We start from the raw sequence: 24089 nt of genomic DNA, 5'->3' as shown, positions 1-24089 counted from the left end.
TTTGAACTAATCGTCTTTAGAAGCTGGGAATTCTACCTCTTTACCGTTGCTCAACAAAGCTTTGCACTGAACATCGGCGTTTTTCTGTGAAATTTTTAATACGCCGATGGCGCAACCGTTGAATAATTCGCCATAACCCTTGCTAGGTTCCCGTGCTTTTACCGACATATTCCGACGTCTTGTGAAAAGGTTCAGGGGCGACTTGGAGCGATAAAGCACACGGTTCAATCTATCTAGCCACTTAATGAGTCCATCCGGGAACGCGTTTTTCAATCCGCTGCAGGTGAACTGAGTAATATGGGGGCTGTTTCGCCTAAAGCGTAAACGCACATCGTACACAAAGGAATAGTGCACATCTCCCGACAAAATAATGAATTCCGGCGGGGTTTTGTAGTGCCTGAATATGTTTAACATAACGTTGGCAGTACCTTTATGGGCCATCCAATTTTCTGCATCAACCGTGAGCGCCTTGCCAAAAAACGTGAATATTTTTTGAATGGCCTCAATAACTTTAACCCCATAGATGGGGGCAGCAGAGACAACGATGACAGATTCTTTGCCAATAATAGAATGCTGGAAATCACACAGCGCTTCCCAATCCATTAAGCCCGAAGGCTTGTTCATATTTGATTCACTGCGCCAGCGCTGTGTTCGTGTGTCTAATACTTCAATAGGAGGCGTGGTATCTAAGCGGTAATGCCATTGATCAAAATCTAAAAGATCGCTTATAACTTCATCGTGTGCAGTGAAGCCATCTTCACTTATCGATTCGTGTACTTTTGCGATCAGCGGCGCGACTTTTTTAGGCGCATTGCCCCAGCCTTGGCATAGCAAGTAGCCAATGAGAGCATTGCCGATCATGCGTTTTGATAAAGGGCTGCTATACACTTCTTGTTCCCAACCCCGTGTTAAGTTCCAATCGTCAGTAACATCGTGATCGTCAAAGATCATATAGGTAGGAATGTGCGCTAGTGCTCGGCGTACCTGGGGTAATTGCTTAACGAACCCGGTAAGCGCGTCATTCTCTTTATCGAAAATGTTTGAGTACTTTTCTGGGATCCCATTTTTATCTATGGATACGCTGGTCCAAAGCGTATCGGACCACACCAGCAAATACATAGCGATGATCTCTGCACTGCCAATTAAATGGTTTTGTGCATTTACCGACGTAAAGACAGGCTTTTTCTTGGCGCCAAAGAAAATTGAAGATAGTACCGTGTTGGTCGCTATTTGCGGCAGAAGCTGTTCACGTTCATAAAACCCAAATTCATGAGTTGCAAGTTCACTCGTATTACCCACCACTGCGCCCTCAAGCGCTTCGTGGTAAAGGCCTAAACGCTCTATCACACTGTGAATGGCTTTAAGCATAGGCCCTGCTACATCATCTGCGTAAATTTGATCCCCCGTCATCAACAAAAGATCGGGGAAATTCTTATCTTTTTCAAATGCGTTCTTATGAAGCACGTCAACCTGCGCCAGCGCATCATCTTCGTGAAAGTGGGGCTTGCGGCAAGAGCCGTGCAAAATAGTTTCGGGTGTTTCGGTGTAGTGAAAGCTTGGCGAGGGCTGGCCATCGTAGAGTATTGCGCGCTCTTCTTTTTCCCATGCGGCTTGCGCAGACGAATCGTCAAATAACAGTTGATAGCTAATGCGCGCTCTGTCTTTAAAAGGATCAGCGGCGTAAAAAGAGATTAGATGGATGAAAGCATAAGAGCCTACGCGTACAGTTTCACTCTGACACTCACCCGCTATTGTATGGTCACAAGACGATAGTTTCAGCGATGGTGCTTCGGCGTTACTGGTGACTACCCATATATGGCTTTCAGTAGGCGTCACTTTTCTAACTATTGGCCCTGCTATGACTTGGGGCAAGTGCTGCGTAGGAATGGCTTTCTCCTTCAATACTCGTTTTGCTAGCTAAAACACTTTTTTCGCACCTATATTGAGGCGCTTTACGATCTTTATTGTGTTTTACAGATACAAAGGCAGTCGCTAATGTAAATAACCGCTATAACCTTACTCTTTTTTGTGCATAAACGGTATGCTCGATATACTCCCTTACAATTTTTTCAGTTTTAGCTTTTGCTCTCGCTCTAGTGAGTCGAGAGGGGACTTCATATTATGCTTAAATATTTAACTGCCACCGTTTTAACCGCGATGCTGGTCACCGCATGCAGTGAGCCCAAAGATGTCATTATTAGTCCAGAACCCACCGATTTGACAGAAACAACGGTAGGGAAGTGGATCCTCGATGAATCTGGAAAAGTGATGTTTGACCCCCAAACATCAGGGCTAGTAGTGCTAGACGGACAGCTAGTAACCATTGCAGATGCAAGCGCGGATGCTACGCAGCAGTTGAAGTTACATAGCATTTCACCAGACACGGCAACGCTAAGCGCGTCTAGTATGCGCTTTTCATTCTCAAGGAGCGTGCGTCGAAGCTGCTTTTATGGCTACTTAAGCGAACAGCCAGATTTAGAAGCGTTAGCGGTAGACCCTAGAGATGCTAATGTCATCTATACCGTCACAGAAGACGCTACCCGTACTGGCGCCTTAAGCCCTCGTTGTGAAACCAAGTACGAAGATACAGGCTCTACAGACTACCCAACCCTATTGGTTAAATTAACTCGCAAGGACAATGGTGATGTTGAAATGTCAGACGTACGTCCAATACAATTTCCGAAAGAGTTCGAAGTAGGGAACTTCCCCAATGATGGCATTGAAGGCCTCACTATGGCAGAAGACGGCACTTTGTATTTGGCATTGGAAAAAGACAAAGCGGGACAGCCACGAGTCTTTACATTGTCTGTCGATAAGGACTTTTTCTCATCGAGCGATTTTGCGACCGTGAGCGAACCAGACCTACAGCTTCCTTCGTTTACCTCGGGTAATCACCCCATAAATGGCTTGGCTTTATATACGCACTCAACAGGCGCATCATATTTATTTGGCGCTGCAAGAAACGACAATGAATTATGGGTAATTGATACCACTGGCAGCAAGCCAACAAAGCGCATTCCCATTATTTTTGATGTTGCCAGTGACCAGAGTTGTGAACAGTACACGATGGATAATTCATCAATGGAAGGGTTAGTCACTATTGATAGTACGCTATGGATAATTAACGATCCGTGGGAAAAGAATTACATGAAAAATGCGACATGTGAGGCGCATAAGACGCGTTATGAAGATTTAGCACCGTTACTGTTTCCGATAGAAATCAATGACGTTTGGTTTGATTAGCGTCTATCTACTCAAGATGACCTTCAAACCGAATAAGGGTTGCTACCAAGCAACCCTTTCGTTTTAGCCTATCTGTAAACGCCGCTAAAAAAGCTGACTTTACTTATGCATCGCTGCGAAGGCGAGAAGCAAAAGTCTTTTTGAATTTTGCAAGCTTAGGTGCAACCACCATAGAGCAATACTGGTTCTGCGGATTGTTTTTGAAATAATCCTGATGATAGTCTTCGGCGTCATAGTAGTTATTCACGGCTACTATTTCAGTGACTACCGGGTCGGGCCAAATTTCTTCCTCTGTGATTTGTGCAATAATTTTTTCAGCTTCCGCTTTTTGAGCATCGTTGTGATAGAAGATTGCGCTGCGATACTGAGTACCCACATCATTACCCTGTCTGTTTAGCTGAGTAGGATCATGTAGCGCGAAGAAAATCTCTAAAATTTCACGGTAGCTGATGTTGTCTGCATCAAACGTTACTTGTACCACTTCTGCATGGCCAGTATTTCCCGTACATACCTCTTCATAGGTTGGATCGGCTTTTTCACCTCCAGCATAGCCAGAAATTGCTTTTTCTACGCCTTCGACAGTGTTGAACGCGGACTCGATACACCAGAAGCATCCGCCTGCTAAAGTGGCCACTTGTAAATTTGCCATAATAAAACCTCTCTTAATCTTTGCTTGTAGTGTGGGTGCCCCTAGGTCACAACACAAGTCATCCAAGCGTATTTTTTTATCGTATAAACGAATATTAAATAAGAATAACGTGCGACGGCTTGAAACGGTTTTAAACTTAACACGATAAGAGCGCTGATAGTGCACGGCAAACGCGTTCTAATCTATATTTTTCCATGTTTGCATGGGCGAAATTGTCTTCAAGCGATAAGCGTCGTAAGTGGCAGAGGTAGGTAGAAGTGATTATTTTTTATGATGGTTATTGCCCTTTGTGCATAGCCGAAATGCGTCATCTACGCAAAAGAGACAAACATAACAAACTCACACTGGTCGACATTCAGGCCCCTGATTTTGCAAGTCGTTATCCAACCATGGATTGGCATGCGCTTAACGCCAGAATTCATGGCCTTCGTGAAGACGGCACCCTAATTACCGGACTTGATGTTACCCATGAAGCGTGGAAAGCAGTGGGTATGGGCTGGATTTATGCTCCGCTTCGCTGGCCTGTTATTCGTTATGCCGCCGATGCTTTCTACAATGTATTCGCAAAACATAGATATACCATTTCTTACCTTTTAACGGGTAAAAAGCGCCAGTGCGACCGCTGTGTACCGGGAGAGCCGAATGGAAAGTAACGTACTGATAGTGGGCGCATCTGGCGGTATAGCGTCTGCGCTTATAGAACAATATCGCAGTGCAGGCGCAAAGGTGTTTGCAGTAAGTCGTGCAGCTGTAACTGAAAGTAACAACCTAGAGAATGTTTCGTATCATCAAATTTCTGAACAGGATGATAAGCACATTAGCGGTTTTGTAAAACAACTCGCTGAGCAAGACGTTGTGTTAAATACGGTAGTAATAACAACCGGTTTTTTGCATAACGAAAACGATGGTATTCACCCCGAAAAACGCTTAGAAGATGTCAGTGAGGAAGCCCTGACAGCGTACTTCGCGACAAATAGCATTATTCCCTCTATATGGCTTAAGCATTTAGTCAATGTTATGAGTAAAGAAGGGTCTACCCTTGTTTGCCTAAGCGCGAGAGTAGGGAGCATATCAGACAACGGGCTTGGCGGATGGTATGGCTACCGTGCATCGAAAGCCGCGCTCAATATGTTTGTTAAAACAGCATCGGTAGAGTACAAGCGCAGATTAAAAGATGTCATGCTGGTATGCTACCACCCAGGTACTGTTGATACAGGACTGTCGAAGCCATTCCAAAAAAATGTAGCCGCTAAAAAACTCTTTACACCAGAGTTTACCGCCAAACAGCTTGTTCACCACCTTTCAGCGCTTGATCGGGAGCAAGCTTGCCGTTTTATTGACTGGAATGGTGAAGTGGTAACTTGGTGATACGGTCTATCATCGTTTCAGCAAGTTCAACATCAAGACTTTTTATTTCACTGCTGTTACCATGCTATTTTGGGAATGGTGCAGCGTATTGATACGCCCATAGAGGTAGCAATACAACGCGTTGACGCCACACGTGAGTCATAACAACAAACGCCATCCTAATAATAAATAATACCAGTTCGCTCGGCTTGATTCCGACGAGAATCAAGAACGAACAACAAGTACAAATTGTGAGTGCAAAAAAGTGATTGTTTTATACAAGGCTAATTTGTATGTCATAAGGCGTGACAAGCGAACTGTTATAACAATAACTCAACAAGAGGAATGGATATGAGCGGGGCCAGAGAACAGTTCGGATCGCGCATAGGTTTTATATTGGCTGCTGCAGGCTCTGCAGTGGGCATTGGTAATTTGGTGGGTTTCCCTGTCGGTGCAGCTAAAAACGGTGGTGGGGCATTCCTTTTAATGTACGCCATTTTTGTTTTTGCTATTTGTTTACCGGTTATGCTGGCGGAGATGTCAGTGGGCCGCCATGCTAAAAAAGACCCATTAGGCGCATACAGCGCTATCAGTGGTAACGAAAAGAAGTGGAAACTTGCAGGCTGGTTTGCGATTGCTACGCCGTTTATGATTGCGGTTTTCTACATGGTTATTACTGTATGGCTTTTTGGCTATTTATTTGAAGCAGTTAGCGGAAACTTAGACAAACTAGCAGACCCCAATACATTTGGGGTGTTTATTAATTCAGAGTCTATTTTCGTCTACATGGCTGCTGTTGTTGGTGTGGTTTACCTTATTCTTCAAGGTGGTGTAAAAGAGGGGATAGAAAAAGCGGCGAAGCTGCTTATGCCAGCACTTTTCGTAATGCTTATCGGCCTTGTTATCTTCGTACTAACCCGCGAAAATGCAATGGCTGGTGTTGAGTTTTATATTGTTCCTGATTTTTCAAAAATTACGGCGCAAGTGGTCAATGGCGCATTGTCACAAGCCTTTTTCTCACTATCGCTGGGTATGGGGATTCTTATCACCTACGGTAGTTACATCGATAAACGTGCGGATGTACCAAGCGCAGCAAAGCTTGTTGCATTAACCGATACCGCTGTGGCTTTTACCGCTGGTTTAATGATTCTTCCTGCCATATTCTCTTTTAACCCAGATATTAACCCTGATGAGTTAAGTGAATCGTCTGTAGGTATGATTTTTACTTATCTGCCTAATATCTTCTTAGCACTACAAGACTCCATAGGCTATATGGGCGCTTCGATAGTCGCGAGCCTGTTTTTCCTACTCGTGTTCTTTGCGGCAATTACGTCTCTAGTGTCTATTTTTGAAGTACCAGTTGCAGCACTAATGGACGAAAAAGGCGTGAGCCGTAAATGGGCGTTAGGCTCTTTAGGTAGCATTATGATTGTGCTGGCAATTCTAAGTGCACTGTCGTTTGGTAAAGTTGATATGCTGACGTCATTTATGCACTACGCAGGCGCAGATAAATCGCTGTTTGACGTAATTTACGATGTATTCTACGACACTATTTTGCCGTTAAACGGCTTGCTAATTTGCTTGTTCGTTATTTATCGCTGGAAGAGTGCTAATTTTAATGCTTCTTTGGAAGAAGGCAGCAGCGGCTATAAAGGCAGCTGGTTTGAAAAGTATGTGGATGTTTCGTTGAAAACCTTTATTCCGCTAATTCTACTTGTGATTTTTGTAAACACGGTGGCGGTGAAATACTTTGGTGTAAGCCTGTTCGGTTAAGCATGTTCACCATACAAAACTAGTGTATTTGCTGTGTGCTAGCAGTAAATTCGGATAAAAAAACGGCAAGCCTGAGGCTTGCCGTTTTTGTTTCTTTTAGCGATTAGCTCTTAATTCACCGCTCTTTGGCAACTTATTAGCGAATACACCTCAATGAATCTACAACCGTCTTAGCGAGCTAAGTAAACATACAAGCATAAGCCTTAAAACATGCTATAGGGGTCACCATAGGTAGGCGTAATGTTAAGCCTTTCCCAACTTTGCGCAGCGTCGATAACCTTGCCGCCAGGTTGAGCTTCTGTATCAGAAAAGTGTGGTGTGTCTATACCCATCGCGTTAGCTGCATCTACATAATAAATACCGCGCTTAGGGTGAGATAAGCTGCAAAGGTGTATAACGTCGTTTAGCGGCTTGTCGCAAATAATTGAGGTTAACGCAGACACGATGTCGTGCACATGGACAAGGTTAATTCGTTTATTTCCTGCATCCAACTGTCTTCCACTTAATGAACGAGCTGGGTGACGATCTGGACCTACTAAACCCGCTAAGCGAACAATACTGATATTAGTTTGGTCTCGCTTAGACATTAAATGGTTTTCAATAGTCACGTGGGCTTTCGCCGACGCAGTTTGTGGGTTCGTGTCACTTTGTTCCGTAAGGACGTTATTCGTGTCATCGCCGTAAACCGATGTGGTACTGATAAAAATAATGTGCGCGACGTCTGCGCTTAGTGCAGCATCAATAAGTCGCAGCATATTTTCAGTAAATGATTCGAGGTTAGTGTTTCTTCTACCAGGGGGAATATTTAACAATAACGTCGCGTTTTGTAAGTGGCTACATAGTACTGATGTATCATCGCCCAGTGCATATTCTATGGCGGTGACACCTTGTTCCTTTAACGCGAGGCGTTTCTGTTGGCTTCGAGTAGTGCCTATAATATTGACCTTACCTGCCAGTGCGTTGCCTACATAGCCGGCTAACCAGCCATAGCCACTAATTACTACATTCTGAGTCATCGATTAAATTCCCCTTTTGTTTAGGGCTTAAGAGTACATCAATCGGGGTGCGGATGTCGTTAATATGCCTACCATTAACTGAAAAAGCAGAAATCTGAAAGAGGTGAAATATTCAAAAGTTAAATAGCGAGCGGTATAAAAACTAAAAACCGACTGGTTTTTCAGTCGGTTTTCAAAATAAGTGATACAGAAAGGTAAGTAGTTTGTTGTAGCGGGTTTAGTTCGCTAAATTACTCGACTACATTTTCATTTCGTCGTTGTGGCCGTGTTGCTCATGGTGATCTCTGTGATCAATATCCAGCAGGTTCAAGTCATCAAGCCCTGATATAGATGCCTGCATTTTACCTTCCGCATAGTCGGCTTTCTTCAGCACTTTACACAAAGCCTCGCCTTTTTCTTCCAGCGAAGCGGCTTGGCTTTCCAAGCGATATTCTAAATCTTCACCCCAGCGCTCCATCTTTTGTTCAAACTCAGACATATCACCACCTTCCCACAGCATTTGTGTGCCAACCGCGATAAGAATCCGGCCCATAGATTCACTGATCAAAGATTCAATTTGTGTTTCAAACTCTTGCTCCCAGCTCTCGTCAAACCAGCCTGGCTCGTCAAATTTCGTAGAATCTACGCGAATATTGCCCGCGTCATCATAAAATGAGGTGTTTAATTTAGTTTCTAGTGAGTTGAACAATTCATTGAAATCATCACCCATTTGGTCACCGCCCAGCAGTTCAGTAAACACTTCAGTTACTGCTACGTTGGCAATTTGCAGTCCTTCACTGGCAATGGTAAGAGTCATAGGAATAGCAATATCAATGTTGTTGTAGTATTCACTTACCCAACGTTGCTGTTCTCTGTCTAGCGAAACTGACTGGCCATTAATGGTCATATTGTGTTGAGCATCAATGGTCATTACTGAACCATTGTCCATCTGAACCGTGAGGTCGCCTTGGTAATACTGAATATGGCCATCTAGCTCCATGTCGCAACTGTTGTTCTGAAAGCTTGTGTCATGCGCGAATGCGTGGCCACTTATCAAAGCACTGGTAACGGCAACAGAAAGTAGTAGTTTGTTAGACATTGTTCATTCCTTAATTTAGGTGTAACACATTAACTTTGTTCTAAACGCTGCGATGGGGTGTAGAGTCACTATCAAATAAACACTAGCGTTATTCGCTGGTATATCTTTACTATCTTTACTGTCTTTACTAGAGCAATGGCCTTGCCAAAATTTAAAGTTTATATTTTTCAGTGGGTTAAGTTTTGAGAGCGGTTTTTTAGAGCAATTTTAAATTCACTATTTAGTGAAATTGCTAATTAATTAGTAGTTTTGACTAAGATCAATTAATACCAATAGCGATACATTTAAGCCAATCCAAGCATGGTTAAATCTTATTTATTGGTGCATAATACCGCCAATATTTTTAAGGGGTTATCACAATGGCTGATTGGATTAATGCAATTATGTTTGGTGTTGCGCTAATTGCCTTTACGCTAGGGCTAAGTAGCATCGTTATGGGCTTTATGACTGCTAAAGCAGGTGCTGAAGGTATGCAGGAAAAAATCGAGTATGGTTTTTTTGGCGTTACTGGTTTAGTACTTTGCTTACTGATGGCCTACGCACTGGCTTAAGCGATAAGCATTATGAAAAAACCGGCTATTACAGCCGGTTTTTTTTCGCCCTTAAACAACAGTGATGTAAGTTCTACTAGCCGTTGTCATTGCGGCTGTGTTCGCTTTTGTCCTGCGCTTCTCTTGGCTCCCTTACTTATCTTGGTGTATTGGCACTTTCGTCATCAATACGGTGTTGAGCAGGTTCCTGTCGGGCATCGTTTCCTTCAGAGCTGTTAAACACGCTATGTTCACGATGGGCAAGCAAGGATAAGTGCCCATCACGTTGATAAGCGCGTAAGTCGAACAGGTCTAGCATGGCCATGACATGGTCAAAAATATCTGCCTGAACTTTCTCGTATTTAACCCAGTCTTTTTGAATACTAAAGCAGTAAATTTCTAGAGGTAAACCGAGCTCATTAGGCGGCAACTGCCTAACCATAAGAGTCAGTTCTTGGTTAATATCTGGGTGTTTACGTATATAAGCCTCTAAATACGCCCTAAAAGTACCGATGTTAGTAAGGCGACGGTTGTTTAACAGATCCGATTCATCAATAGAATAATCTCTGTGATAGGCACGAAGCTCGTTCTTCTTTTTCTCGACATACTCATTGATGTAACGAATTTTTGAAAAGCGCTCTAGCATGTCGTTGTCGCAAAGCTTGATAGAGTGCACATCGATATATATTGCGCGCTTAATTCTACGACCACCAGACTCCTGCATGCCCCGCCAATTTTTTACCGCTTCAGTGGTAAGGCTATATGTCGGTAACGTCGAGATGGTCTTGTCCCAGTTTTGCACTTTAACGTTGGTCAGGCCTATCTCGAGTATTTCCCCATCTACTTCATACTTAGGCATGGCAATCCAATCGCCCGTATTAAACATGCGGTTGGCGGCTATTTGAATGCCGGCAACAAAGCCTAGAATGGTGTCTCTGAAGATGAGTAGTAAAACAGCTGCAATGGCGGTTAAGCCAGACACAATAAGCAGTGGGCTTCTATCTACAATCAACGAGATACTAAGTAGTATCGTAATGATCGCGAAGGCCAGTTTTGTTACCTGAATGAAGCCTGTAATAGGGGCGCGCCGAGATAGGGCTGAAGCATTGTAGACATCTTCTACCGTGCTTAGCATGGCATACAAAGCTAATAGCCCACTATACAGCATGTACAGCTGGGCACTCTTTATCATCATTCCGTGAATGACAGCTTCATCATCAATGAGAACAGGGGTGGTAACGTAAATAAAGAGAGCCGGGAAGAGGTGCATTAAACGTCTAAAGAAGCCGTGTTCTTGTAGCGCGTTATCCCACTTATTATTCGACTTATATACCCAGTTGGCTATTTGAGGGCGCACTAGCAGTCGCGCAACCACGTAGATAAGGATTGCTACGAATAGTATAGAGCCTAGAGCAAGCAAATTGTAAAGCGGATCTTCAGTGGTTAAATTAGGAAAAACGTCTTTAACCAAATGAATGAAATGATCGCGTACTGAAGCACTGACTTCCATTATTTACGACTCCAACAGTTTCTTTATACGGTTGTCTTTATTTTCCCACAGACCATTTAACCAGTTTTGGAAATAAAGACGAAACTCAGACTCAGTGCGTTCTGATTCTTGTTGAAGCTCTGGCACTGGGGTTACGTTTACGTCGATAACGATTTTTGTCATCTGACCGCTTAGCATTGCCATCATTGGGTGACGTTTATTTTCAGGGTAAAGTAGCGAGATATCTAGCACGTTAGTAAATAGCTCACCCATAGCTGAAAGCGTGAAAGAAACCCCGCCCGCTTTTGGTGGCAGTAGGTTTTCGTAAGGGCTTTGCTTAGATAAATGCTTTTGGGTTGTGAAGCGTGTTCCTTCCACAAAGTTGATGACGGTAGTAGGAACCGTTCTAAACTTTTCACAATACGCTTTAGTGGTTTCTAAGTCCTTGCCTTTCTTGTCTGGATTTTTTTCCAAATATGCGCGGGTATATCTATGCATAAAGGGCATGTCGAGCGCCCAAGCGCCTAACCCAACAAAGGGTAACCAGATGAGCTCTTTTTTGAGAAAGAACTTAGGCGCGGGAATGCGGTGTGTGGCAAATTCAATAAGCAGAATAATATCTAGATAACTCAGGTGATTAGCGATAATCAGATACCAACTGTTTTTTGAAAGCACACCATGAACCGAACACTCAATATCAACCTTATTAAATAGCCTGATTAACAGCACACTAATACGCCCAAAGCTAAACATTAGGGCATGCATAACCTTGTTCCAGGCACTTCTAATTCTTCCATCTGGTAACAGCAGTTTTACCAAGCCAAGTAGAATAATTAGTCCGCCCCATAGAGCGAGGTTCAGAATTTGCAGCGTGGTGTGCAAAACAAAAATAAAAGGCGCAAGTACTACACGGATCATAATGGTTTCTGAGTTGCGTTAAGTGAATCTAAAAGCTGATCTTTGGCGTGCCATTGTTCATTTAGCCACGTTTGAAAACGGGCGCGAACTTGCGGATCATCAAAGTAACTATCGTTGAATACGCCATTTTCCATAATGTCTTTAATAGGCATAACCTTTATATTTACGCGGATGTCGCGCACTTTGCCACTCACGAAGTCCCAAAAAGAAGGAACGCCGTTAGGGTAGTCTATTGTGACATCTATCAATTTATGTAGCTGGTCACCCATGGCCGATAACACAAAGGCAATCCCGCCTGCTTTGGGCTTAAGAAGATGCTGAAAAGGCGAGTTCTGCCTATCGTGTTTTCCCTGCGTAAAGCGGGTGCCTTCTACAAAGTTCATAATACTAACGGGCTTGTTGCGAAACTTCTCGCACGCTTTGCGTGTAGTTTCCATGTCCTTTCCCTTGAGATGCGGGTTTTTAGCCAAGAAAGACTTTGAATACCGCTGCATAAATGGGAAGTCGAGTGCCCACCATGCCAATCCAAGAATTGGCACATAAATTAGCTCTTTTTTAAGGAAAAACTTTAAAAAAGGGATTTTTCGGTTGAATACACGTTGAAGAACAAGGATATCGACCCAAGATTGGTGGTTAGCAACGACGAGATACCAATCATTTCGGGTAAGTTTTTCTAGTCCGTTTACCTGCCATTTGGTTCGACCGCTGATGCGCTGATTAAGGTTGTTTACACCAATCCACGCGGTAGCGCAGGCATCGAGCAAATAAGAGATGAAGCGTCGCCACGGGGTTATGGGGATTAATTTAAAAATCGCGAGAATGAATATAGGCGTTGACCACAAAACTGTATTCAGGAAATAGCAGATAACCGAAATAGTGCCAACAATATGATGCAACAGGGCTTTTACCATTGTACTTACCTCAAAAATTAGGCGCTTAGTGTAAACGAACTTGATCTAAAATCCGATAGAGCCTTTACTGATTCCACAATAAAGGTGCAATTTTACGAATTTAAGGAGCTGAAATGGAGCTAATTGGCGAAAATAAAGCATTTGGGGGCCAGCATTTGCGCTACACCCACAAAGCTGAAACCACACAATGCGATATGACTTTCGCAATTTTTCTACCCCCATTTGCCTCTAAAGAAAAGCCGGTGCCGGTATTATATTGGCTATCGGGGTTAACCTGTACCGATCAAAACTTTATGCAGAAAGCGGGGGCAATGAAGCTTGCTGCAGAACTGGGTATGGCCATCGTGGCACCTGATACTTCACCTCGTGGTGAAGGTGTGCCCGATGATGAAGAAGGCGCTTATGACTTCGGTCTAGGAGCGGGCTTCTATGTAGACGCAACTCAAGCTCCGTGGGACAAACACTACAACATGTATAGTTACATTGTTGATGAACTGCCAGCGCTTATCGAAAGCGAATTTCCTGTAACTAAAGAGCGGGCAATTAGCGGACATTCTATGGGTGGGCACGGGGCGCTTGTTATCGGCATGCGTAACCCAAACAAATTTGTTTCAGTATCAGCGTTTAGCCCAATCTCGAATCCGTCAGATTGCCCATGGGGAGAAAAAGCACTAGGCGGATACCTAGGTGATGACAAGGCAGCATGGAAGGACTACGACGCATCTTTGCTGTTAGCAAGCAAAACCCATAGTGTGCCTTTGTTGGTAGAGCAGGGCACAAAAGATGAGTTCTTGCACGAACAGTTAAAGCCTCAGTCTCTGGTACATGCTGCGCAGCAATCAGATACGCAGCTTACGCTAAATATGCACGAAGGTTACGATCATAGTTATTTCTTCATTGCATCGTTTATTGAAGAGCATTTAGAGTTCCATGCGGGACATATGGGCCTAATTTAAGCGTGTTCATTTAAGCTAAGAAGTGCACTAAAAAGCCGGAACAAGTTCCGGCTTTTTGTATTATTTTGCATAAAAGCCTGCAAATTACTTAAGCTTTCTTGCAAGTGAGATGAATTCATCAATCGCAACGGGTCGCTGATATAAATACCCTTGGCCGTATGCGCATTGGTGATTCTGTAGAAACTGCTGCTGTTGTGGCGTTTCAATGCCTTCAGCAATAATTTTAATATTTAGATTATTCGCAAGCCCTAGAATCGCCTGAACGATAGCTTGGTCGTCGGTGTTCTTCTCTAGTTCGCTTACGAAAGAGCGGTCAATCTTAAGCTCATCAATGGGCAACTTTTTCAAATAGACAAGTGAGCTGAAGCCTGTACCAAAATCGTCAATTGATACAGTAATACCCATAGCTCTAAGTTCATTTAGTAATATGGATACTGTTTCCAAGCTCTCAATGAATACGCTCTCTGTAAGTTCAATCGATAGGTTAGAACCGAAAAGCTGGTGGTCTTCCAGGGCATTCTTAATTTGGTTTAGTAGCGCTAAATCTGATACTTGTCGGCCGGATATATTGATAGCTAACCTGATATCTAGGTTAGATGCCTTTAGTGCCTCAATGGCGCCACAAGCTTCATTAATAAGCCATTCGCCAAAGGGGAAAATAAGCTCACTTTTCTCTGCTAATGGTATAAAAACTTCCGGCGAAATAAACTTACCTTCTGGTGTTATCCATCGCGTTAACGCTTCGCACTTGACGATTTTTCCATTGGAAAGGTCAACAATAGGCTGTAGGAATAGTTTTAGCTCATTGTTTGCAATCGCTCGCCGCAGTTCTGATTCAAGTTCGTAAATAGCATTATGCTGACTATGCAACTCTTCGCTGTAAACTAACGAGATGTTTCTGCCCTGATATTTAGCCGCTTGAAGTGCGACATCTGCACATTGAAGTAATGTTTCTGCTGAAGAGCAATCTTGCGGAAAACTTGCTTCACCAATGTTAATACCTAAATTAGGCTCGCTGCCGTTAAGCACGGTGTAGGTCTTGATTAGCTTGCTCACAAGCTGTTTTACGTACTCGCTGCTACTTACATCTTTAAACGTATCTATGCGTTTTACGAGTGCGAACTCGTTACTGCCAATCCTTGCAATAAACCCGCTATTCCCAACAAAGGCCTGTAGCCGCAAAGCAAATGATTTTAAGATTTCATCCCCAGATTGGTAGCTCAGCGCCTCATTAATCTTTTTGAAATCGCAGATATCAATAATAAATAGCTTAAAAGGAGTGTCTTCCTGAACTAACCGTCTTACCGTATCGGTGAACAAATTCCGATTGGCTACTTTGGTTAATGAATCCATGCCGCTGGCAGTAAGCACACTTTCTTCTTTATTATGTATGTGCGTGATGTCAGTAAACAAATAAACCCAATGGGTGAGCTCTTCACCATGTAATACAGGGTGGATAGTGACCTGAAGCCAAACCTTATAATCGTCTACCGGTTGCCAGTATATTTCGCCTTGCCACGGTGCTTTACGTTGCACTAATGCGGGTAGAAAAGTAGACGGCGCGTCGATATCTTTGATTAGCTCCATGATACGTATAGAGCTTGGTGTAGTGCTATTACACAACAGAAGCCGGTGTGAAGCTTTGTTGTCTAAAATTAACGCCCCTTCATTATCTAAAATAACAACACCCGTTTCTAAATTATGAATAGCTTGCTGTATAGGCGGCACGAGCTTTTGTAGTCGAGTGTTTTTGCGCAGCACATTATTTAATCTATGCCTAATGTATTCGTGCTGTCCTACAATTTCATGGTGACTTAACAGCAATTCACGGGCAGCTTGAAGCGTCTGTTGTTTTTCATCAAATTGTTCTTCAACGTTCTTGACCACCAGATAGCGAGAGCCAGAGCCGCTATTTATAGCCAGGGCTTCAAGACGCAAAAGCTGATTTTCGTTTTGTTCGGTCCAAAAACCGGAAGATAGGGTGAACGACGTTTCTCCTTTCCAAACCTCATCAGCATCGAAAAAGAAATCATCTAAAAAGATCGATGGAACGTGCTTTTTTTGCAGCTTATTGTTTTCGTCAAGCGAAACTACGTTCGATAACCATGGAAGTTCCGGTGTTAAACACGTGATGTCGTCTTCAGAGTTACACTTAAACAACGCGCAGTTAGTTATGCCCAGCGCATTTAATAAATGGATATCCATGGCATTCTCCTACCAAAACGCAATTGTACTGAATAAGTTTTCTACATTTTCACCGGTTTTCGCACTTGTTTTAGTAAGTGAAGAAAATCTCTGTGCGTAATTATTCAGCTCTTCTTCACTCCAATGCCAGCTAGTGGGGAGGTCAGTTTTATTCACTACGAAAAAGGCGGGAATGTCGGGGTAATGCTCGCGTGCAAGGTCAAGGATTTCTATACCCTCAAGCAAAGATTGAGAGCGAGTTTGATCAACCACGATAATATAAGCACTGGCGCCGCGAAGGTAGCGGGGATTAAAGCCGCAGTATCTATCAATACCCTCTAAATCCCAAAGGAGAAGCTGAACACCTCGCCCTTCTTTATTGACTTGTTTTTTGTCTATTTTTACGCCAATAGTTGTCTTGTACTTTTCGGAAAAAATACCTTCGACAAACTGCTTTACTAGGCTTGTTTTACCAACACCAGTGGGCCCTAGAATACAAACTTTTTTCTGTATCACCGCAAAGCTTCCTTACTATTGCTCACTGGATATTAAAACATTTAACATAACTGAACGCCCCATTGATGCCTTCTGCAATGGCAGCTCTCCTAAGCTTACGGGTATAAGGATATCACTTTCTACACCAAGTGAAATTAATGAATTCACAACATTCTCTGCTCGTTTTTGGCTCAAGGCACGATTGCGTGCGCTTGAGCCTGAATTGTCACTGGCACCCATTACAATAATACTCACAACAGTATTTGTTTTATCCGCAAGCATTAATAGTTGTTTTATATCGTTTGCCAGTGTCTCTAATTTTGCTAACTGTACTTCAGAAAGCGCTTCTTGGTTAGTAGCAAAAAGTACATTTTGTGAAGAAACTTTATTAACGAGTCGGTTTAACGTTGCTTTTTGAAGCGCAGCATCATCAACGTTATAAGCCGGTTTTACGTTTAGGGCAGTAGTGTCTACGGAAACTGCTGATATACCTGGGATTGCGCTTATTTGCTGAGTAAGGTCTATCGCGGTTGTATTATACACGGCTCCTGATATCAGGAATCTCCGGTTTTCCTCTTTTTCTATAGTTATGCTTTCAAGCTCGTTGAGTAGGTACTGGTTCACGAGCGTTTCAAGTTTACGCTCTACCACACTTGGTTTTAAAGAGACAAAGGGCTCTTCAATTACCGTGACCTTTTCTGCATCGATTCCATTGTCGCTGAACCATTGATCAATGCTGGTGGAAATAGGGTCGCGCAGTACTTTTGTATGTACAATGCCATTTGATATATAGGTATCGGTGACAATGATACCAGGGGGAGGCGTAAGCTCGTGCAGCTCGCTCTTTAAAATACTTAGCGATAGTCGCATGAAAGAAAGTACCGCTAAGGCGGTGAAGATTACCAAAAGCACGGCAGCGCCTATCAAGCGTTTTGACTTTTTGCCTTCGCCTTCTTTTCTTTCGCTGACCAAGCAATCCGCAAGGATAGTTTCGCATCCGTCAAAAGGGGCATTGTCTCCCTCATAATTGACTAATGGTTGTTGGTAAAATTGATGAAAATCTTCCAAAGCCTGCTGAAGCTTACCGCGAACCTCAGGAGGAATACTTCCCGTTACCGCTGCGACAAGTAACGCTTGAGGGCCAATTTTAATCAGCAGCGTAAAATCTTCTGTTTTAATCTCGCCCAGCTCGTTATCAGACTCGGTAGCGGTGACGCCAAATGCATCTGCAACAAAATCATTGATAGCCACAAGCATTGATGAAATGAGATCCGCATCTTTTTCTTTATCCGGATCAGAGGAGATACTGTGAAGTAACGTGCCGGTTTCTCGATGAATGACAAGCAGCTGTTGAACTTGATACTGGTAAATTTGCGAAGCAACATATTCAGAGTACTTAACGCCAGACTGCCAGGCTTTAAAGCGCCACGAGATACTTTTGGGGCTAAAGCTATTCTCGATTAATGCATTGGTGCGCTCAACAAACTCAACGAGAAATGAAGAAACGGCTTTTCTTACTAACGTACCGACCAACGGGTAAAGTGTACCTACAATCTTTTCACTGTTAGCTTCAATAGAACGATGCAGAGATTTTTCGACAAGGGGAACAAGGACTTTGTTGACCGAGCCATCTTTTGTTTCCCGTTCAAATAATGCTTCAGAAACAACATTGCTCACAAAGCCCTTTGCATCGCGATCAAGCTTCTGTTGAACGAATTTGTCATCTCGTCCAATAAGTAGCTCTCTGACTTTTTCAAGAGAGTTGTCCGGCAATTCAGACGACGGCACCTTGTCACTCATTAATTAATGATCAGTAGCGAGGTTGGTTGCCATGGTTGAAAGTAAGTTTGCCAGTGTTTTCCTGTCAGTTTTACTCTCTGAAAGCTCGCTAGTAACTTGCTGAAGCTTTTCTAACAACTCTTGATGACGCTTGCTAAACAAGTTGTCTAGTGACTCCAATTCTTTCACTACATGAGCTTCTAAAGCGTCGTTGTCGTTCTTCGCTGACGTTTCAGCAATTTCCAGTTCACTTTGCAGCTTATCGGTAGTGTGCTGAAGCTGTTCTTGTACGTTACTGTTGTTGTCATTAGCGCTGGCTAGCTGATTAGAAAGCTCTGAGATCTGATCATCGATAAGTTTACGTATATCACTGAACTGATTATCAAGATGCGTGTTTAATTTAGCGAAGCTTTCATTTACACGAGACTCAAGGGCAGAAAGATCTGCGCGAAAAGCACGGTTTGTTTGACCAAACAATATTTCTCTAAGTTGAGCAAGTTCGTCAGCTGGTTGGGGAGCGCTCTGTGTTGCGTGTACGTCTTGCGCTTGTTGATCCTTCGGCTTCTTGTCCGCCATAAAATGTCTCCGGAAGGTGCAGTACTTTTGCTTTCAATAGCGAGTAATCTGCGATCACATTTTTATTTGTGCTAATAATTACGGTTATTACTTTATACAATAGCCGCTAATTACTTATTTTGAAATACGCTAAAAGCATAATAGTGGTAAATACCTAGTTAAAAAAAGCACATTTTTCAGAGGGTTGTTAATAATTTAATAGTGCAAGGATACTTCAAGCACTATTAAGTGAGGCTGATAGATAGACCTTCGAATCTAATGAAAAGTTAAAGCGTTAACTAGTAGGGTTTTGTAGACAGAGCTAACTCGATATCTAATTGGTGCGGCAAGCGCACTACTTTAAAATTATGCTTACGTTCATCAAAAGTCACATAACTTCTTTTGCAAAACTCTTGTAGCCATGAATACATCGGAAAATATCCATGTTTGTGATAGAAGAGGTTAGCGTTCTCTACGATTGCTTCTAAATAATTGAGTGGGGGCGAATATTTAAAGTGATATTGATGTAAGACTTCATCATCTATGAGAATAAAATCGAAGTGCTGTTTATTAAATCGCTCTGCAAAGTCGGTGTCTTCACCACCATAACCTGTGAAATCCTCATCAAATCCGCCAATGACGTAGAAATCATCCTTGCGCAATGCAAAAACAAGTGACCAAAACTTCTTATGAGGTAGTGGTGTGTTTGCGTCAAGTTGCGCTCGTTTAGGGTGTGAAAGAGCATCTTGTTCAATTTGCGTATACAAGCCAGACAAAGGAATGTAGGGGAGGTATCTTGCATATGCAGAGGTAATGGTTTTGTCTTTCAGGCCGTTAAGCAATCCTTCAAGAAGAGTAGGACTGCATATGCAGTCAACATCCAAAAATATAACGCGTTCGTGAGTCGTATTTTCAAATCCCAAATTTCGAGCCTTAGCTAAGGGGAGTTCTCCTTTTTCCAGATAAAGCTGTTTAATGTTCAGGTCTTCATCTTCAACGCGTGCGTTGCGTGTTTCCTCTTCCATCCAAACTATTACGATTTCACTCGGGACTATTGTGCTCTGTTTAATACTTTCAAGCATGTTTTCGAGTTGTTTTTTTCTACCCTTTACTAGCGTAACCACAGAGAAACTCATAAAAAATGCTCCCTTATTAAATTTTCAAAGCTTTGTTCCCACTGCGATGAAGAGCTTGTATCAAACATATCGTTAATAGTGTCAGTCTTTATATCGTTCGAAGCTTTTAGCGCCTTGATGATATTTTCTCCATTGGCCAACTCAACTTTTGGCAAGTGAACAGCTGCATTAATATCAGATAATTTTATCGCCTTAGCGGTTTGTTCTTCATAGGGACGTGGCTCTGGAATAACAATAAGCTTCTTGCCGGCCGCGAGCAGCTCACATAGGGTATTGTTTCCCCCGCTGCAAAAAATTATGTCGGTGTTCGCAGAGTGCGTTATGTCACTCACCTGTTCGTAGTACGTAATCTTCTCTAAATGATGTAGGTTGGAGCGTTCACTACCAATAGCTGTTATAGGCAATTCTATTGGCAGTAAAGCCTCGCATATTGCATTGATAACTTCATGGTCACTGTGAACAATACTTATGCCGTTGTAATGGTGCGCAGAGTTATTCTTACTTGTAACTAAGCTCCCTAAAAAATACGTTTTGTTGAAAAAAGCATAATCATCAGCTTCTAGCTGTCGTGGGTAGGGAGCGTATAAAGCATTTGCACACTGGTATGCGAAAACCTGAGTAGGATCGATAGATATATCTCCCGAGTGTCGCTGCATTAAAACGGGTATACCTGCACCGCGAGCGTAAATAGTAAGCTCGGCCGAAACATCGCTAATAAAGCCATCATAAGCCTCTTTTTGCAGATGGTTTACAAAGAAACTGGCGCGTAGAGTAGATTGTGCAGATAAAGGAACACCTTCAAACGCGGTATCGAAAGTACGCTTTTTACCCACATCGGATGAAGACCATTTCGAAGGCAAGGTAACAATTTTCCTTTCTGGTAGCGCACACTTCACTGCCGGTAAAAAGTCATCTTGCGCAATAATTAATGAAACGTGAGCAAATTTTTCAATAATAGGGATCAGCAGCTGCGCTCGTGATAAATGACCTTTGCCATGATGGTGTATGTAAAAAAGGATTTTAGGTTTTAGCTTGTTCATAGATGCGCTCGTATGCCTTAACAGTATTGGAGATATCAAATTGTCGGGCTGCCTTTTGGCACTGGCTTGCCGATATACTGACTGCTTCCCGATAGGCACTTAGTAGTGATTCTACGTCGTCAAGATCTATAGTTTGGGTTAAAGGAGGCACACGAAGCTCGCTGGGAATCGCTTGGGTTGTTCCTATAACTGGCGTACCCATCGCTAGTGACTCAAGTGTTACTAAGCCAAAGGGTTCCTTCCAAAGCGAAGTAATAAAGAGGGCACGAGCTTCAGAGATCCTTTCATAGAGTACTTGCTGTGGTAGATGCCCGCCGTATTTTATATTGGCATCCAATAACGGTGCGATATCGTTGTTGAAGTGCGTTTCATCGCTAATCGGGCCGTAAAGTATCAACGAAATATTAAGCTGCTTCGCCGCGCGAATGGCGGCTACGGGGTTCTTCTCTTTGCACAGCCTGCCTACCCATACTAAGTCGCTCTGTTTATTTGGCGCTGCAGGAGGCAGTCGTGAGAGGTTAATACCATTTTGTACAACATCAATTGGGGTGGATATGGTCGAACACCACTCATCAGCTAAACGTTGCGATACCGCCACATACCTATCGTCACTTCTCATACTGTTCAATTTATGCGTAAGCGCAAGTCGTTCGGACAAAGGGCTGTGTAGCGTCACAATGTTACGTCTTTGATGAAAATAAGCGAATTCAAACATGGCGTGGTAATAGCTGTGAAAGTGTATAACGTCGTAATCATCCGCATTGAAAAGACCGAATTGGGCAGCCTGATAGAGCTTTTGACCTTCAGTTTCACTAGTGATGGCGTCAGTCATACGAAAAGCCGACTCTTGTAGGTGAAGCGTATTAAACTTATTGTCTTCGTCGGCATCTTTACATAGAACATCTACCTGATGCCCCGCATCAGCCATACCGTTTGCAAGGCTAACGACAAATGATTCGGTCCCACCTTTAAAGGGCTCTCTCAACGATACGATGGGGCTTGTTACCATTAAAACCTTCATGAAACACGTGCCAGTTTATCGAGGTAAGCGGAACACATAGCGTCTAAAGGAAACCTATGAGCGCGATGTATAACATCATGACTATGTTTATCTAAAGAAGCGCTTATAGCTTCGGCGAGGCTTTCTACATTGTTACCCCGTGCTAAGGCGCCACCTTCTTTAGATACGACTTCTGGAAACGCGCCCCGGTTAAAAGCCGCTACAGGGGTACCCGATGCCATGGCCTCTACGGTAGAAAGTCCAAAGGGTTCGTCCCAGCGTACGCCAAAAATTGCCGCTCGCGATTTCTTTAACTGGCTTTGTAACTCCATATGATTCAAATGGCCTAAGTAGTTCACGGCTTTGCCCAAGAAAGGCGATATCTTGTCATCAAAATAGTTTTGATCGTAAATAGGGCCAGCGATGTTGAGCTCTATACCCACAAGGTTGGCTGCCTTAATCGCCAGGTCGAAACCTTTAGAAGGGACAATTCTGCCGAAACTGAATAGCTGATCTTTTGTTTGTTTTTTACCTTCCCACTGGGATAACTCAATACCATTGTAAATAACGTCTATTGTATCGTTGATGTAGGGTTGCCACGCCTCAGCGACGCTATAGGAAACAGCATTGTAATGGACAAAAGGAGACAAAGAAGAGAGTTCTGCCGATGCTTTGAGGCGGCTGTAAGGTGGTGTATGCAAGGTTGTAAGCATGGGAATGTCGTATTTACATGCCCAAACTGTTGGAATAGGGCTGATAGCATTGTTATGAACAGCGTCAAAGCCTTTAAGCCGTATATCGTTCATAACTTTAAGCAAAAAATCATTTTCTATTAGCTCGGGGTATTGCTTGTGCGCTTCGGTATCGAACGGAAACGTTACGAGTTTAGCTGGGCTCTGGATTTGAGAACTCGGATGCGCGTAGACCGTAACTTCTGCATGAGCACTATATTGCGGAACTAAAGACGCAATAAAGGCTTCTAGGCCCCCTGGGAAAGGCGACTTAATAGGAAAGCGGGGATGTGCAATTATGGCTATTCTCATGCGGTCATTTCTCTGCCATGACCAATTTTATGAAGTATGACTTCGGCAAATGTTTCGGGGCATTGTTTATCGTATGCGCGCTTTAAAAGTTTCCAGTCAGCGCTGGTAGCGTTCTCAAACGGTAATAAACCTTTAAGAAAGTGATGGTCAAATACGCAAGTTTCTATGGGGCGTTGGTGATCCTGTTTAACCTGTAGCTGGCCATCGAACTTATGGGGCGTAACTGCAAAACCGCGCCAAGAAGCCTTAGCAACCTTTGCTGTGACTGACTCGTTAAAAACGTCGTCATCAGTTCTAAATACCACTCTTCCGCTAGTTACCGTCTTAAGCGCTAGGTTATAAGCGGTAAACCTTGAGTTCGTGCAGTTTTCTAAATAAGTAACCTTCGAAGTAATACGCTCTATAGTATTTTTATATATGTCCTTATCTTTATATTCTTGGGGCGAGTTATCTACAAGAATAATATTTGCAGTGGGCATAGATAAAAGCAGCCTTTCAATATTTTGTAAAGCAGATTCGACCATTTCGTAAGTAACAAAAATAGCACTTAATTGATGTTCCATATCAACCTACTTATGAAGCTGTTCTTTTAAATGGCGTAGTTTTAACTCTAATTTTAAGCGTTCTGAAATTTTCCAGTAAGGCAGCTTCTTCAATAACTTTTCAGACTTTGTTAATTCAGAATTAATTTTTGATGAACTTAAAAATACCATGTGAATATCCCTCTCATGTAAGGCAGTAAATACGTTCAATGCTTTAACTACACCGTGACGGCAAAAAGCTGAAACAGATAACTTTAGTGAAGACAACTAAAGCAAAGAGAACTAAAACAAAAAGAGCTTAAGCAATAGGTGTGCCCACTGTATAAGCGTGGACAAAGCCTTCAGAGAAGCCCGATTTACTGTGGGAGTGACAATATGAAGAAACGTATGGGATGAAAATGTTGC

General features: G+C 42.9%; 22 protein-coding genes. 6 read left to right on the top strand and 16 right to left on the bottom strand.

Going from position 1 to position 24089, the window contains the following annotated elements:
* Positions 1 to 6 precede the first annotated feature (6 nt).
* Positions 7 to 1872: a metallophosphoesterase family protein gene (locus tag ACYTPF_RS17655; protein ID WP_461853187.1), complete on the bottom strand. Its 1866-nt coding sequence runs from the start codon at positions 1870 to 1872 to the stop codon at positions 7 to 9.
* 249 nt (positions 1873 to 2121) lie between these two features.
* Between ACYTPF_RS17655 and ACYTPF_RS17650 the strand changes: the two genes are divergently transcribed.
* The gene (locus ACYTPF_RS17650) at positions 2122 to 3243 is read left to right on the top strand and encodes a hypothetical protein (RefSeq protein ID WP_461853122.1); all 1122 of its coding nucleotides are present in this window, start codon (positions 2122 to 2124) and stop codon (positions 3241 to 3243) included.
* 103 nt (positions 3244 to 3346) lie between these two features.
* On the opposite strand, the gene msrA is transcribed toward ACYTPF_RS17650, so the two are convergent.
* On the bottom strand, positions 3347 to 3892 hold the full coding sequence (gene msrA, locus ACYTPF_RS17645) for a peptide-methionine (S)-S-oxide reductase MsrA (protein WP_461853121.1): 546 nt from the start codon (positions 3890 to 3892) through the stop codon (positions 3347 to 3349).
* Positions 3893 to 4149: 257 nt separating this feature from the next.
* Here msrA and ACYTPF_RS17640 point away from each other — a divergent pair, with 257 nt between their 5' ends.
* From ACYTPF_RS17640 to ACYTPF_RS17630, 3 genes are all read left to right on the top strand, one after another.
* The gene (locus ACYTPF_RS17640) at positions 4150 to 4545 is read left to right on the top strand and encodes a thiol-disulfide oxidoreductase DCC family protein (RefSeq protein WP_179984601.1); all 396 of its coding nucleotides are present in this window, start codon (positions 4150 to 4152) and stop codon (positions 4543 to 4545) included.
* Positions 4535 to 5260: an SDR family NAD(P)-dependent oxidoreductase gene (locus ACYTPF_RS17635; protein ID WP_461853120.1), complete on the top strand. Its 726-nt coding sequence runs from the start codon at positions 4535 to 4537 to the stop codon at positions 5258 to 5260. The genes ACYTPF_RS17640 and ACYTPF_RS17635 overlap by 11 nt, the downstream gene beginning before the upstream one ends.
* A gap of 330 nt (positions 5261 to 5590) precedes the next feature.
* Complete coding sequence (locus ACYTPF_RS17630) at positions 5591 to 7012, top strand: sodium-dependent transporter (RefSeq protein ID WP_461853119.1); 1422 nt, start codon at positions 5591 to 5593, stop codon at positions 7010 to 7012.
* Positions 7013 to 7215: 203 nt separating this feature from the next.
* On the opposite strand, the gene ACYTPF_RS17625 is transcribed toward ACYTPF_RS17630, so the two are convergent.
* Together ACYTPF_RS17625 and ACYTPF_RS17620 are read right to left on the bottom strand one after the other, a co-directional pair.
* A complete protein-coding gene (locus ACYTPF_RS17625) occupies positions 7216 to 8028 on the bottom strand; it encodes an NAD-dependent epimerase/dehydratase family protein (protein WP_461853118.1) in 813 nt (270 codons plus the stop codon).
* Positions 8029 to 8266: 238 nt separating this feature from the next.
* Entirely contained in the window at positions 8267 to 9106 is an 840-nt protein-coding gene (locus ACYTPF_RS17620) for a DUF2884 family protein (RefSeq protein ID WP_461853117.1), read from the bottom strand.
* Positions 9107 to 9465: 359 nt separating this feature from the next.
* Here ACYTPF_RS17620 and ACYTPF_RS17615 point away from each other — a divergent pair, with 359 nt between their 5' ends.
* Positions 9466 to 9657, top strand: coding sequence for a hypothetical protein (locus ACYTPF_RS17615; protein WP_014950735.1), 192 nt, complete (start codon positions 9466 to 9468; stop codon positions 9655 to 9657).
* A 136-nt stretch (positions 9658 to 9793) separates the two neighbouring features.
* Here ACYTPF_RS17615 and ACYTPF_RS17610 read toward each other — a convergent pair whose 3' ends face one another.
* The 3 genes from ACYTPF_RS17610 to ACYTPF_RS17600 are packed head-to-tail and all read right to left on the bottom strand — an operon-like array spanning position 9794 to position 12954.
* Positions 9794 to 11146: a mechanosensitive ion channel family protein gene (locus ACYTPF_RS17610; RefSeq protein ID WP_179984596.1), complete on the bottom strand. Its 1353-nt coding sequence runs from the start codon at positions 11144 to 11146 to the stop codon at positions 9794 to 9796.
* Between the two features lie 3 nt (positions 11147 to 11149).
* Entirely contained in the window at positions 11150 to 12043 is an 894-nt protein-coding gene (locus tag ACYTPF_RS17605; RefSeq protein ID WP_461853116.1) for an acyltransferase, read from the bottom strand.
* Positions 12040 to 12954 (bottom strand): acyltransferase, encoded by a 915-nt coding sequence (locus ACYTPF_RS17600; protein WP_461853115.1) that lies wholly within the window; start codon positions 12952 to 12954, stop codon positions 12040 to 12042. Before ACYTPF_RS17600 ends, ACYTPF_RS17605 begins: the two co-directional genes overlap by 4 nt.
* 113 nt (positions 12955 to 13067) lie before the next feature.
* On the opposite strand from ACYTPF_RS17600, the gene fghA reads away from it, so the two are divergent.
* A complete protein-coding gene (gene fghA, locus ACYTPF_RS17595) occupies positions 13068 to 13910 on the top strand; it encodes an S-formylglutathione hydrolase (RefSeq protein ID WP_269918370.1) in 843 nt (280 codons plus the stop codon).
* Between the two features lie 84 nt (positions 13911 to 13994).
* Here the strand turns inward: fghA and ACYTPF_RS17590 are convergent, their stop codons facing one another.
* From ACYTPF_RS17590 to ACYTPF_RS17550, 9 genes are all read right to left on the bottom strand, one after another.
* On the bottom strand, positions 13995 to 16115 hold the full coding sequence (locus ACYTPF_RS17590; protein WP_461853114.1) for a putative bifunctional diguanylate cyclase/phosphodiesterase: 2121 nt from the start codon (positions 16113 to 16115) through the stop codon (positions 13995 to 13997).
* Positions 16116 to 16124: 9 nt separating this feature from the next.
* On the bottom strand, positions 16125 to 16610 hold the full coding sequence (locus ACYTPF_RS17585) for a Rab family GTPase (RefSeq protein ID WP_179984591.1): 486 nt from the start codon (positions 16608 to 16610) through the stop codon (positions 16125 to 16127).
* 15 nt (positions 16611 to 16625) lie between these two features.
* Complete coding sequence (locus tag ACYTPF_RS17580) at positions 16626 to 18389, bottom strand: OmpA family protein (RefSeq protein ID WP_461853113.1); 1764 nt, start codon at positions 18387 to 18389, stop codon at positions 16626 to 16628.
* 3 nt (positions 18390 to 18392) lie between these two features.
* A complete protein-coding gene (locus tag ACYTPF_RS17575; protein ID WP_179984589.1) occupies positions 18393 to 18944 on the bottom strand; it encodes a hypothetical protein in 552 nt (183 codons plus the stop codon).
* A 278-nt stretch (positions 18945 to 19222) separates the two neighbouring features.
* Positions 19223 to 20059 carry a glycosyltransferase family 2 protein gene (locus ACYTPF_RS17570; protein WP_461853112.1) on the bottom strand — a complete coding sequence of 279 codons (837 nt, stop codon included), beginning with the start codon at positions 20057 to 20059 and terminating at the stop codon, positions 19223 to 19225.
* Positions 20056 to 21099 carry a glycosyltransferase gene (locus ACYTPF_RS17565; protein WP_461853111.1) on the bottom strand — a complete coding sequence of 348 codons (1044 nt, stop codon included), beginning with the start codon at positions 21097 to 21099 and terminating at the stop codon, positions 20056 to 20058. Before ACYTPF_RS17565 ends, ACYTPF_RS17570 begins: the two co-directional genes overlap by 4 nt.
* Positions 21080 to 22120 carry a glycosyltransferase gene (locus ACYTPF_RS17560; RefSeq protein WP_461853110.1) on the bottom strand — a complete coding sequence of 347 codons (1041 nt, stop codon included), beginning with the start codon at positions 22118 to 22120 and terminating at the stop codon, positions 21080 to 21082. The genes ACYTPF_RS17565 and ACYTPF_RS17560 overlap by 20 nt, the downstream gene beginning before the upstream one ends.
* Positions 22117 to 23142 (bottom strand): glycosyltransferase, encoded by a 1026-nt coding sequence (locus ACYTPF_RS17555; protein WP_461853109.1) that lies wholly within the window; start codon positions 23140 to 23142, stop codon positions 22117 to 22119. Before ACYTPF_RS17555 ends, ACYTPF_RS17560 begins: the two co-directional genes overlap by 4 nt.
* On the bottom strand, positions 23139 to 23705 hold the full coding sequence (locus ACYTPF_RS17550) for a hypothetical protein (RefSeq protein ID WP_461853108.1): 567 nt from the start codon (positions 23703 to 23705) through the stop codon (positions 23139 to 23141). Before ACYTPF_RS17550 ends, ACYTPF_RS17555 begins: the two co-directional genes overlap by 4 nt.
* Positions 23706 to 24089 lie beyond the last annotated feature (384 nt).

This window comes from Alteromonas sp. HB246098, from assembly GCF_054890645.1.
The sequence above is the reverse complement of the archived record's forward strand: the minus strand, read 5'-3'. Positions and strand labels throughout refer to the sequence as shown.

Excerpts from the sequence above, each read along its gene's own strand:
- ACYTPF_RS17620 (WP_461853117.1), bottom strand. The coding sequence starts at position 9,106 with ATGTCTAACAAACTACTACTTTCTGTTGCCGTTACCAGTGCTTTGATA.
- ACYTPF_RS17610 (WP_179984596.1), bottom strand. The coding sequence starts at position 11,146 with ATGGAAGTCAGTGCTTCAGTACGCGATCATTTCATTCATTTGGTTAAA.
- ACYTPF_RS17575 (WP_179984589.1), bottom strand. The coding sequence starts at position 18,944 with ATGGCGGACAAGAAGCCGAAGGATCAACAAGCGCAAGACGTACACGCA.
- ACYTPF_RS17580 (WP_461853113.1), bottom strand. The coding sequence starts at position 18,389 with ATGAGTGACAAGGTGCCGTCGTCTGAATTGCCGGACAACTCTCTTGAA.
- ACYTPF_RS17560 (WP_461853110.1), bottom strand. The coding sequence starts at position 22,120 with ATGAAGGTTTTAATGGTAACAAGCCCCATCGTATCGTTGAGAGAGCCC.
- ACYTPF_RS17650 (WP_461853122.1), top strand. The coding sequence starts at position 2,122 with ATGCTTAAATATTTAACTGCCACCGTTTTAACCGCGATGCTGGTCACC.
- ACYTPF_RS17555 (WP_461853109.1), bottom strand. The coding sequence starts at position 23,142 with ATGAGAATAGCCATAATTGCACATCCCCGCTTTCCTATTAAGTCGCCT.
- msrA (WP_461853121.1), bottom strand. The coding sequence starts at position 3,892 with ATGGCAAATTTACAAGTGGCCACTTTAGCAGGCGGATGCTTCTGGTGT.
- ACYTPF_RS17570 (WP_461853112.1), bottom strand. The coding sequence starts at position 20,059 with ATGAGTTTCTCTGTGGTTACGCTAGTAAAGGGTAGAAAAAAACAACTC.
- ACYTPF_RS17605 (WP_461853116.1), bottom strand. The coding sequence starts at position 12,043 with ATGATCCGTGTAGTACTTGCGCCTTTTATTTTTGTTTTGCACACCACG.
- ACYTPF_RS17635 (WP_461853120.1), top strand. The coding sequence starts at position 4,535 with ATGGAAAGTAACGTACTGATAGTGGGCGCATCTGGCGGTATAGCGTCT.
- ACYTPF_RS17550 (WP_461853108.1), bottom strand. The coding sequence starts at position 23,705 with ATGGAACATCAATTAAGTGCTATTTTTGTTACTTACGAAATGGTCGAA.
- ACYTPF_RS17600 (WP_461853115.1), bottom strand. The coding sequence starts at position 12,954 with ATGGTAAAAGCCCTGTTGCATCATATTGTTGGCACTATTTCGGTTATC.
- fghA (WP_269918370.1), top strand. The coding sequence starts at position 13,068 with ATGGAGCTAATTGGCGAAAATAAAGCATTTGGGGGCCAGCATTTGCGC.
- ACYTPF_RS17590 (WP_461853114.1), bottom strand. The coding sequence starts at position 16,115 with ATGGATATCCATTTATTAAATGCGCTGGGCATAACTAACTGCGCGTTG.
- ACYTPF_RS17565 (WP_461853111.1), bottom strand. The coding sequence starts at position 21,099 with ATGAACAAGCTAAAACCTAAAATCCTTTTTTACATACACCATCATGGC.
- ACYTPF_RS17630 (WP_461853119.1), top strand. The coding sequence starts at position 5,591 with ATGAGCGGGGCCAGAGAACAGTTCGGATCGCGCATAGGTTTTATATTG.
- ACYTPF_RS17615 (WP_014950735.1), top strand. The coding sequence starts at position 9,466 with ATGGCTGATTGGATTAATGCAATTATGTTTGGTGTTGCGCTAATTGCC.
- ACYTPF_RS17625 (WP_461853118.1), bottom strand. The coding sequence starts at position 8,028 with ATGACTCAGAATGTAGTAATTAGTGGCTATGGCTGGTTAGCCGGCTAT.